Annotated in this window: 7 protein-coding genes; all 7 read right to left on the bottom strand. The window is 56.8% G+C overall.

Annotated elements, in window-relative coordinates; genetic code table 11:
* Nucleotides 1–131 precede the first annotated feature (131 nt).
* A complete protein-coding gene (locus tag CWM52_RS18800) occupies nucleotides 132–779 on the bottom strand; it encodes an MBL fold metallo-hydrolase (RefSeq protein ID WP_100685491.1) in 648 nt (215 codons plus the stop codon).
* Nucleotides 780–792: 13 nt separating this feature from the next.
* On the bottom strand, nucleotides 793–1,344 hold the full coding sequence (locus tag CWM52_RS18795) for a YcbK family protein (protein WP_100685494.1): 552 nt from the start codon (nucleotides 1,342–1,344) through the stop codon (nucleotides 793–795).
* Between the two features lie 180 nt (nucleotides 1,345–1,524).
* Nucleotides 1,525–3,315, bottom strand: coding sequence for a L,D-transpeptidase (gene ldtD / locus CWM52_RS18785; RefSeq protein ID WP_100685490.1), 1,791 nt, complete (start codon nucleotides 3,313–3,315; stop codon nucleotides 1,525–1,527).
* Nucleotides 3,316–3,499: 184 nt separating this feature from the next.
* Complete coding sequence (gene mukB, locus CWM52_RS18780; RefSeq protein ID WP_100685489.1) at nucleotides 3,500–7,948, bottom strand: chromosome partition protein MukB; 4,449 nt, start codon at nucleotides 7,946–7,948, stop codon at nucleotides 3,500–3,502.
* Complete coding sequence (mukE, locus tag CWM52_RS18775) at nucleotides 7,948–8,652, bottom strand: chromosome partition protein MukE (protein WP_100685488.1); 705 nt, start codon at nucleotides 8,650–8,652, stop codon at nucleotides 7,948–7,950. Before mukE ends, mukB begins: the two co-directional genes overlap by 1 nt.
* A complete protein-coding gene (gene mukF / locus CWM52_RS18770) occupies nucleotides 8,633–9,955 on the bottom strand; it encodes a chromosome partition protein MukF (RefSeq protein ID WP_004860096.1) in 1,323 nt (440 codons plus the stop codon). The genes mukE and mukF overlap by 20 nt, the downstream gene beginning before the upstream one ends.
* A 3-nt stretch (nucleotides 9,956–9,958) precedes the next feature.
* Nucleotides 9,959–10,738, bottom strand: coding sequence for a tRNA uridine 5-oxyacetic acid(34) methyltransferase CmoM (cmoM, locus tag CWM52_RS18765; RefSeq protein WP_100685487.1), 780 nt, complete (start codon nucleotides 10,736–10,738; stop codon nucleotides 9,959–9,961).
* Nucleotides 10,739–10,774: the final 36 nt, after the last annotated feature.

Genomic DNA, 10,774 nt, shown 5'->3' with positions numbered 1-10,774 from the left:
AACAGCACTGGACGCTGTTCTCAACCACCTCGCAAAGACCTACCAGAAAATGGTACTGGTCTACTAGCGCTGATTTTATGGGGATCCCTCAGCGCTTGCGCGGCCTTTTTTATATTTTCCGTCGGGGAATATTACCAGACGGGCATTTCATCCTGCAGGAAAGGGTTGTGCAGCCGCTCATAGCCCAGCGTCGACATCGGCCCGTGACCGGGAATAAACGTCACATCATCACCCAAAGGCAATAATTTACGTTTAATCGCCTCAATCAGCTGACCGTGATCGCCGCGCGGGAAATCGCTGCGCCCAACGCCACCTTTGAAAATCACATCGCCGGAAATCAGCAGCCGGGAAGCCCCGTCAAAAAAAACCACGTGCCCTGGCGTATGCCCAGGACAGTGCAGCACCTGCAGCGCAATATTCCCCACGCTGACGACGTCGCCTTCATTGAGCCAGCGGTCCGGTTGTAAGGGCTGGCAATCCTCCAGCCCAAACATCCGGCTTTGCGCCGGCAGACCTTCCAGCCAGAACTCATCTTCTTTTTCCGGTCCGATAATCGGCACGCCATAGTGTTGCGCCAGTTCCGCCGCCGCACCGACGTGATCGAGATGACCGTGAGTGAGCAAAATCTGCATCAGGCTGACACCTGCTGCCGTGACTTCCTGTTTGATTCGCTCAGCGTCACCGCCGGGATCGACCAGCGCGGCAAGCCGGGTTTGTTCGCACCAGATTAAAGAACAGTTCTGAGCGAACGCAGTAACCGGAATAATACGATAGTTCATGATGCTCCTTTCGTTACCAGTGCCTTACCGGACCGGTATCAATATGCACAAAGTTGCTACGTGGGTAGTATCCTACACCACCTGCGCCCATAGATAACGCCGCTTTGCGAACATTGCTTAACGAAATGCCTTCTATGTGGAAATCCATGGCCTGTCCTTTAGTGTGATAGCTATGTTTCGCCACACCGCGGCTTCGGGCGCGAAGCTCTTCATTGGTATCGAGGGAACGATAGCCCGAGATGAGCTGGACAGGTTTATTGGTGCCGAGCAATCCCTGCAGACGATAAAGGTGATCGAACAAACTCGGATCGATGGACTTTATTTTATTCGCGCGGAAATCACGGAAAAAATGGTTAAGTCTTGCTAATTCATCCTGAATATAGCCTCTGCCATCGAAAAACTCCGCCTTGAGTGATTCACCAGTATGCAGGTTATTCAGCGTCAGAATACGCGGTCGGGGGGTCGAGAGGGTGGCAAATGCCGGCGCAGGCAGAATGGCGGCAGCACCGAGCGCAGCCCCACCTAACGCCAGCAATTTGCGGCGATTAGCGTCAAATTTGTCCATGATAATCAGGTCTACAAGTAAATGAATCGAATATATGCACTTCTGGCGCACGAAAGGCACCTTACCGGGCATTATTGCCAACGTCAAGGTAGCCTAACCCCAGTAAATACAGGCCCTGTAGAGGATCAGGACCTGTTTTCACCAAAAGTTAGGACAACGGGATCCGTTGAACTACTTCATTTACCTGATTAATTGTTCAGCTTTCGCAAGGATTTGTGCGCCAGATCGCGCGGTGAGATCGTAATTGTAAATATCTGTTCGATATTGTGTACGTCCATCATCTCCTACGAAGGCAGTCAAATAATAGAGATTAACCGGGATATTCTGGCGGATATTGACATAGCGGGTATCGCCCTGCTTGAGCGCATCGGAAATCCGCGTATCGTTCCAGCCGGCATCCTGCAGCAGCATATTCGCCAGCTCCGAGGCTTTGTTGACCCGCACGCAGCCGGAACTTAAGGCCCGCACGTCTTTCTGGAACAGATTGTGGTTCGGCGTATCGTGCAGATAGATAGCATCGGAGCTGGGCATATTAAACTTATAGCGCCCCAATGAGTTACGCCCGCCAGGCGCCTGCTGAAAACGGAACGGCAGGTTGTTTTCGGTGATTGTCGACCAGTCAACCCGATACGGATCAATAGCCTCTTTGCTGTTCCAGCCGCGCATCACCGTGTAACCATGCTGCTCAAGATAGCCAGGGTCATTGCGTACCTTCGGCAGGATATCTTTGCGCGCCAGCGTCGGCGGCACGTTCCACGGCGGGTTAACCACCACGTTGTTTAGCGCGCTGCTCATCATCGGCGTTTTGCGATCCGGCCGCCCCACAATCACTCGCGATGCCAGCACCTGGCTGCCATCCTGGTAATAGACCAACGAAAAGGCCGGAATATTGACCATAATGCCGGTAGACAGTTTTCCCGGCAGCAAACGCAAGCGCTGGATGTTCAACGCCAGTACGCCCGCACGCTGGGCAGCGGAAACATTGAGCCAGTCGCGGGTGGATTGACCAATCACGCCATCGGCGCCCAGCCCCTGCCAGGCCTGGAAGCGCTTAACGCCCTCAACAAGCTGACGATCGTAAACGCCGCGCGCCGCGGTTTTGCTCTTCTTCCCGGCTGACGGACTCACGACATCCCCCGGCAGCGCAATCTTCGCAGAATCATCGAGCATACCGTTGCGCTGTAAAATTTCGCGCAGCGCGCCAACGTCGTTACTCCACTCTCCCGGACGCAGCGACGCGTTGCTGGTCAACTGCGGCCACGGGCGGGAATCGGCCACCAGCGCCAGCAGCGCCCGGTGCATCGCCTCATATTGCGGATGCTTCGGCGCCAGCCCGGCAATAAACGGCACCAGAGAGCCATTATCCAGCGCCAGCTGCCACTGATTGATCACCGACAGCGGCGGCGTTGCCATCGTGTACGGTTTGGTACCGTACAGCCAGCGATTCCCCTGCACCGGAATGCCGCTGATAAAATGCAGGTAGCCCATCATGGCGTCAGACAGCACGATATCGCGAGCCATGCCGTTCACCGCCGGATCGGTCAGCAGGCTGACCCAAGTGGTAAATTGCGGCTGAAAACCGGCGATGGCGACCTCAGCCAGCTGCTGCTGGAAGGCCTGAACCGCCTCGCGGTTCTCCCACATCGGTTTCATCTCTCTGGCCGCATAGAGCGATACCAGCGGATTCATAAACACGGGCTGATAGCCAGCCGGCAACTGCGCCATTATCGCGGCGCGGCTTTTTTCTGCGGCGCCAGCTGCCAGCGGCTGCTCACCGGCCATTTTCGCCACCGTCGCGGACTGCCCCTCGCTCTGGATAAGCGCGGACGACAGTTCTCCTGTCGTCGCGGAACTGTCGGTGGGTACGATCTCAGGCTCTTCGGCCTGGACATTGAACAGCGGAGCAAATGCCAAAGCCAGGCTTAAACTCAGCGCTGACAATTGACGACCATAGCGTTTCTTTAGCAACATCCCTTGCCCCCTGTTGTCACATTGCCACCCGTAAAAACGGGTTTTACTCTCAGTATATAGAGGCGCAAAAGCTTTTGCCTCCCCAAATGTAAAGAAGTTTAAAGATTATAAAGCGTTAACTTAACCGATTCGCTAACAAAAAGGGCGACATCAAGTCGCCCTTTTCTCTATCGATCGATGACCGCTAAGAGGCATCCGCCGTTCCAGGCAGCGTTTCCGGCAACTGGGCGGCAAAACCGCGCAGCCCGACCACATGGACGTGTTCGTGGTTATTAAACACTTTACGCACTAACTTGTAGGTGGTGCCTTTTTCCGGGCTGATGTTTTCCGGCGCCGCGATGATCAGCTGCATCTCCAGACGTTCACAGAGTTCAAACAGCGTGGCGATAGAACGGGCATCGAGACGCGCCGCTTCATCGAGGAACAGCAGACGGCACGGTGACAGGTCTTTGCCGCGCAGGCGACGAGACTCATCTTCCCAGCTCTGCACCACCATCACCAGTATCGACATCCCGGTACCAATAGCTTCCCCGGTAGACAGCGCGCCGGATTCTGCGCGCAGCCAGCCGTCGGAGCCGCGGTTCACTTCCACTTCCATCTCCAGATAGTTGCGGTAGTCGAGCAGCTCTTCGCCAATGGTCTGCGGGGTGCGTTGCCCCATATCGATCTGCGGGTTCAGACGCTGGTACAGCTTCGCCAGCGCTTCCGAGAAGCTCAGGCGGTTGCTGTTAAACAGATCCTGATGCTGCTCGTGCTGTTCGGACAGCACATCAAGCAGCGTCGAGTGGGTTTCCCGCACGTTGACATTCAAACGCACGCTGTTGACCTGGCCGAAGGAGACGCTTTGCAGCCCCTGGTTAAGCATCCGGATGCGGTTCTGCTCGCGCTGGATCGTTTTGCGAATAATATTGGCCACGCTGCGGGAACTGATAGCCAGCTTCTGCTCACGGTTGGTCAACTCTTCCGTCAGACGGCTCAGTTCGATTTCCATCTGTTCAATCGCTTCTACCGGGTCGTCGGTGCGGATAATATCCTGACGGATACGCTCGCGCAGATGCTGGTAAACGGCGACAAAGAACTGAATTTTACGTTCCGGACGCTTCGGATCCTCGGAGACACGCAGCACATCGCGCAGATGTTCGTTATCCGCTACGGCCAGACGCAGCGCACCGAGCGCTTTATCCGACATCGAACGCAGTTCATCCGCAGAGAGATAGGCCAGCTCGCGGCGATGCAGACGCCGTTCGACGCCGTTATCTTTCACCAGCCGCATGACCGCACACCAGCCCGCCTTGGCGCTCACCACCTGCTCGCGCATTTCGCAGTAATCGCGCTCAAGCTTACGCAGCCTGCGGGTCAGGTTGTCCATTTCGGCTTCACAGAAGGTCAGCGCTTTTTCCAGCTGATTCCGGCGCGAGCGGTTGTTGCTTAACTGCGTATGCAGCTGATCGCGGCGCGCACGGGCACGCTCTTCCGCACCGCTGTCGGCGCGTACGCCGATATCCTGCAGCTCTTTGTACAGATCGCTCAGCAGCTCTTTTTTGGTATCAAAGGAGCTTTTCAGCGACGCCAGCACCTGATTGTACTGGTTCAGCTGCGCAGAATGGGTACGCATCGCGTCGCGGGCGCGGCTACGTTCAGCCTCCGCCTGCTCCAGACGCTGGCGCAGTTTTTCATTGAGATCGCTGTTGCCGCTGAGCATTTCCGCCGAATCGGAATAGCTGAAGTGGGCACGACGCTGCACCACTTCGCTCAGTGCAAACGCCTGCTGGCGCGCATCGCGCTGCGTTTGCTGGGAGTAAGCGTAATCTTCTTTCAGCTGTTCGAACTGTTCCGGGTCGCTTTGCAGGACTGAAACCATCGGCTCCAGCTTCGCCAGCTGATTGCCATGCTGCTGAATAAAGCGCGCCGCTTCCTGGGCTTCATCCAGCCGTTCCTGAATTTCGTCAACGCGATCGGCCAGCGTATCGTCCGCCAGCAGATTAAGGCGCGGCAACAGGCGGTTGAGGGCGGAAACCCCCTCTTTCGCCTGTTCATACTGCACCCGGTTCTGCTGGTTATCGCTTTCGTGCGTGTTAAGGGCGCGCTCCAGCTCACCGCGGCGGCTGTTGAGCTTACGGATCTCTTCTTCCGGATCGTCTTCAAACGCGACGGCCAGATGGCTGCCGATAAAGCGGCTGAAGGCCTGGTGCTGGCGCTGCGTTTTCTGCACGTCGAAAGAGAGGGTCGCAAAACGCTCTGATAAACTTTCCCGCTCCGCATGCAGCGTTTCAACGCGGCTTTCGCGCGCGGCGCGGCCAAACAGCGGCAGCGTTGGGAAGCGCGAGTAGCGCCACTGGCGATCGGCCACTTTAACGACCACCGCTTTTTCCAGCTCATCGACGCTGAAGACGCTGTCATCGAAGGATTGCGGATCGCCTTCGATCAGATAGAGATCTTCCGGGCAATCTTCCAGCCCTTCCAGCTGTTCGGCGATCTGCGCCAGATTGGGTACCACGATCGCGTGACGCGACGGGCCATACAGCGCGGAGAAGTACGGGGCGTCCTCAAGGCTGACATCGTCATAAATTTCCGACAGCAGTACGCCGCCAAAACGTTCCGCCAGCGCGTTAAGGCGCGGATCTTCAGACCCACCCGGCTGGCTGAGGCGTTCGATCTCTTCGTCGATGGCGCGTTTACGGGCACCCACTTCGTCACGTTCGACGATGGCTTCACGCTCGCGCTCCAGCAGCTGCTGCAGATATTCGGTGACATCCTGGCTTGATTCAAACTGCTCGCCGCTCTGCTCGCACAGCTGGTTGAGGCTGTTTTGCGCGGCCAGCCAGATTGGCGCCCGACGCAGCAGAGACTGGGTGCGCGACTGCAGCTGCTCCAGCTCCTGACGCAGATTCATGCGCTGTTCGCTGGCGGAAGAGACGCTATCGGACAGGGAGGCGATGCGCGCTTCCAGCTCCTGATGCAGCGCTTCCAGATCGTCAATATCGTAGCGTTTGCCCTGACGCTTGCAGAATTCGCTCAGTTGGCGTTCGGCGTCCTGCTGCTCACGCAGACGCTGTTCCAGCTCAGTCAGACGGCTACGCAGCCCGTGCGCCTGATCGGCAAGGTGACGCTGGTTGACGCCATCGCGCAACAGCTCGCGCGCCACGTCCCAGGCCTCATTACGCGCCAGCGGACCGTTGATGGCCGCCACCAGCTGATATGCCTGCTCAAACTGGCCGTGCGCGGTCTGCGCCACGCTCATTTTTTGTTCCAGCGACAGCATTTTTTCCGTCGCTTCTTGCTCTTTAGCCTGGAATGTTTCCAGCCATTCATCGGCACTTTCCGGCATTAAATCCGGCAAATGACACAGCGCCTTCGCCCGCTCCAGCGCCTGCAGCGCCTGGTTGTACTGAATGGCGCGAGTCTGCTGTACGTCCAACGCCTGCTGATAGTCGGCGAGCTGGCTTTTCAGCTCATCCACTTCCAGTTCAGCGGCCTCGGCGCGGGCTTCGTTCTCTTCCTGTCGATCGGTCGCTTCGGCGACGACTTCATTCTGTTCTTCAAGGCGAATCTGCAGTTCATCGAGATCCGCTTCATAGCGCTCGATTTTTTCCTGCTGGCGCAGCGCGGTTTGTACCAGATTCAGATGATCGCTGGCCGCCTGATAATCGGCTTCCAGATCGCCTTCGGCGCCGTTATGTTCCTGCAGTTCGCGGGCCATATCGACATGCTTATACTGCTCTGCCGCCAGCTGCGCCCGCGAGGTAAAGAGATCGCGACGATACTCCAGCGCTTTATCCAGATGCACGCGACGTTCGTTGGCGTGACGCATATAGTCCGCCGCGACATAGTTCGTCGCTTCGCTGATCAGATGTTTAAACAGGTCGCGATCGGACTGGGTGACGCGAATGGCTTCGAGCGTCATGCGGTTTTCACGCAGCGCGGCTTCCATATCCTGGAACGCTTTACGCACGCCGCTGTTTTCCGGCAGCAGGTAATCGCGCAGCGAGCGGGTGATGGTGTTGGAGATCCCGCCGTACAGCGAGGCTTCAATCAGACGATAGTATTTACTGCGGTCTGCCGCCGAACGCAGACGACGAGCCACCACGCCCAGATCAAACATCAGCGAGTGATAGTCGGTTATCGAGTTGAACTGCTTAAACTGCACCCCTTCCATCTCTTCAAGCTTGTCTTTCAGCTCGTTGAGGCTCAGCACGCGCGCCTGGCGCTCGTTAAGGGTTTCCGTCAGCAGCTGGGTCGGCTGAATGGACGTCGGTAGCCCCTGAATCGCAAACGGCTTGATATCCACTTTACGATCGCGACCGGCAATCTGCTGCAGACGCACGCCCACAACCACCCGCTGGTGATGCGAGTTGACCACATCCAGTACCGAATAACATACCCCGGCCCGCAGCTTACCGTGCAGACCTTTATCGCGCGAACCGCTGGTGGCGCCCGCTTCGGTGGTGTTACGGAAGTGCAGCAGAGTCAGATCCGGAATCAGTGCCGTGACGAAAGCCGCCATGGTGGTCGATTTCCCGGCGCCGTTGCCCCCGGACAGCGTGGTGACCAGCTCATCCAGATCAAAGGTGCGGGCAAAAAAACCGTTCCAGTTAACCAGCGTCAGCGAGCGAAATTTACCGCGTTCAATCATTACTCTTCCTCCCCGCTATCCGGCTGATTCTCTTCGTTCTCATCATTGAGCTGCAGATGGTTTTCCAGCGCCATCGCTTCACCGTCGCGAATCATGCGCAGCTGCGCCTCACGCGGATCGTCGCCGACGCGCACGTCAGCGCCAAAGCGGAAGACCGACTCGGTAATACGGAATTTGCTGCTGTCATGGCCCATAAACCAGACCATGCCCAGGCGGCGCAGACGGTTGAGCGATGCGCGCATTTTCTCCTGCAGCTTCTGGCGGTCGAGATCGGACCCGGTAGAACGGTTGTTCACCAGCTTCAGCAGTTTAGCTTCGTCCGCCAGGGTCAGTAGCTCATCGTAGAGCTCCTGCTGGGTAAAAATCCCTTCGTTGGCCAGGCGTTCCGGGCTGAGATAGAGGTAGCAAAGAATTTTGCCGACCATCATATCCAGTTCGGAGAGCACCGAGCGCGGAATCAGCGTCGTGGAGCGCGGGCGCAGATAGAAAAACCCTTCCGGCGCGCGAATCAGCTCAACGTTATAACGCGCGTAAAACTCTTCCAGGTAATCCTGGAAATCCATCAAAAATGCGTGATTATCCAGTTCGTCCAGGCCGATATGACGACCTGCTCGCAGGGCGCTGTCCAGCGCCGGAAATAACGGATTGCCCAACGCCAGCGCCAGTTTAACTGGCATCACTTGTTCAATATTTGTCGATGACATGCGCCTGTACCTTGGCTCCGTAATCATTAATCGGCTGCCATTTTGCCGGCAGTCCGGTGAAATCTGCTTGTGCGACGCCCAGGCGTACCGCCTGATCGACGACGATTCGCGCCACATCAAAATGGCGAGCTCGCGGATACTGCGCCAGATATTCGCGCACCACCAGACCGAGATCCAGCGGGACGCCTTTGTCTTTGTAAACCACCAGTTGCGCTTCAATCAGCGCGGCGAGCTGTTCGCGAATTTCGTTAAACTCTTCGTATTCCAGATCCGCCGGGAGCTCCCCGGTAACCTCTTCGTCACGCAGCGCCATCTCTTCATCGCGCATATCCAGCAGACGATCGGCGCTGGCGTGAGTCAACGCCCACGGGGCGTCAAAGTAGGTCTGGATCGACTGACGCAGACGCTGGGCGAAGACGCGGTTTTTATCCATATCGATAGCGGTACGGATAAATTTGTGCACGTGGCGATCGTAGCCGATCCACAGGTCAATCGCCTGCTGGCCCCAGCTGACGATACGGTCCAGTTTACTTTGCAGATCGAAGACTAAACGGTCGACAAAATGCAGGTCGTCGCGCGAAATTGTCGCATCCTGAATTCTCAGCAGGTTAGCCTGTAGCTTATCGCCTGCGGCATCCAGGGTATCCTGTAGCTCGCGCAGAGTGCCGGACGTTTCCGACAGCAGCAGCTCGCAGCTGGAGATAGCCGCGCGCCAGTCTTTGTTCAACAGCTGAGCGATATCATCTTTGACCAGTTGCTGCTGCTCATCCATGATGCGCTGCGTCAGATCGATACTGTCGAAAATCTCAGCAACCGAGTATTTCAGCGGCGCAAAGACGTTGCGATGCCAGTGGAACTCATCGCCGCCCTCTTCCGCCGAGTCGGCTGCGCGCTTGAGCTCGCCGGCAACGATCGACAGCTGCATCGACAGACGCAGCGTAGAAAATTCGCGTTGGCGAATATAGTAGTCGGTAATACCGATGCCCAACGGCGTCAGGCGATAAATCGCATTGCCTTCCGTGATTTCGCTGGTAAAGCGGTTCAGCAGACGTTGGCGCACCATATCGTTGATCGCATTATTGGCGCGCTGGCTGATGGTTTCGCTGGTCTGCTCAAACGCATCACTGACGTGGCGGAACGCATCCACCAGTTCTCCCTCGGTCATTTCCCCTTCGAGCCGCTCGCCGTTCAGCGTAGCAACCGCCAGCAGAAACGAGAGTCTGTCTACCGGCAGCGAAATAGAAAAATCATTTTTTCTGGCCCAGGCAACCAGTTCGGGGACTGTCTGGGAAAATTCACTCATAGTTTATCCTTGCATCTGCGGCTTAAGCGCTGTGACATGAATGTAGCGACCCAGGCTGATATACGGCTCCTGGCGACAGTAGCGCGTCTCCAGCTCCAGCAGCGCCGCAAAATCGTCGCGCTGTTTGCGTTTTTCACGCAGATAATCATGAAACACCCGCACGCCGGTTTTACCGGTAATGCGCCAGCCCTGCTCTTCCAGCCAGCCATAAACCTGTTGCGGGGAACGCGGATAGTCCGGCGACAGCGTGCGTTTTTTCTTTTTCGGCATGCCGAGTTGTACGTAGTCGAAGTTCCCGACGACCATGTTATGCATCAACAGACCGTTAGCATTGTAGAACATTAACGATAACGCACCGCCGGGTCGTAAAACCGACCACAGCGTTCGCAGCATCTCCTGCGGCTCGGCCACCCACTCCAGCACCGCATGAAACAGTATCAGATCGACCGGGCTTTCCAAATGCTGCGCAATATCCTGTGCGGCGCATTGTACAAAATGCATGTTGTCGATCACACCTTTATCGGCGGCAGCCTGCCGGGCGCGCGCCACCATTTCAGCCGAAAGATCGCATAGCGTCACATGGTGGCCCATTTCCGCGACTTTTACCGCCGTTTGCCCTTCGCCGCCGCCGGCGTCAAGAACCCGGAGCGGTCCGGGCCCCAGCTGGTTCAGCAGCGGTTGCAGATCCTGCCACAGAATGGCCTGACGCAGTTCGCCTTTGGTGGTGCCGTAAATATTGCGCGAAAACTTTTCAGCCATGTCATCGAAATTACGATCTTTCACGGACGGATCCACCTGCCAACACAAAGCCGCTATTTT

This window comes from Raoultella sp. T31, from assembly GCF_002806725.1.
GTDB classification, from domain to species: Bacteria; Pseudomonadota; Gammaproteobacteria; order Enterobacterales; family Enterobacteriaceae; genus Klebsiella; species Klebsiella electrica.
Note: the sequence above shows the minus strand (reverse complement) of the source record. Positions and strands in the feature narration are given on the sequence as shown.

Bases quoted from the DNA above. Each gene is read 5' to 3' on its own strand.
- mukE (WP_100685488.1), bottom strand. From the start codon at position 8,652: ATGTCATCGACAAATATTGAACAAGTGATGCCAGTTAAACTGGCGCTG.
- mukF (WP_004860096.1), bottom strand. From the start codon at position 9,955: ATGAGTGAATTTTCCCAGACAGTCCCCGAACTGGTTGCCTGGGCCAGA.
- CWM52_RS18800 (WP_100685491.1), bottom strand. From the start codon at position 779: ATGAACTATCGTATTATTCCGGTTACTGCGTTCGCTCAGAACTGTTCT.
- CWM52_RS18795 (WP_100685494.1), bottom strand. From the start codon at position 1,344: ATGGACAAATTTGACGCTAATCGCCGCAAATTGCTGGCGTTAGGTGGG.
- ldtD (WP_100685490.1), bottom strand. From the start codon at position 3,315: ATGTTGCTAAAGAAACGCTATGGTCGTCAATTGTCAGCGCTGAGTTTA.
- mukB (WP_100685489.1), bottom strand. From the start codon at position 7,948: ATGATTGAACGCGGTAAATTTCGCTCGCTGACGCTGGTTAACTGGAAC.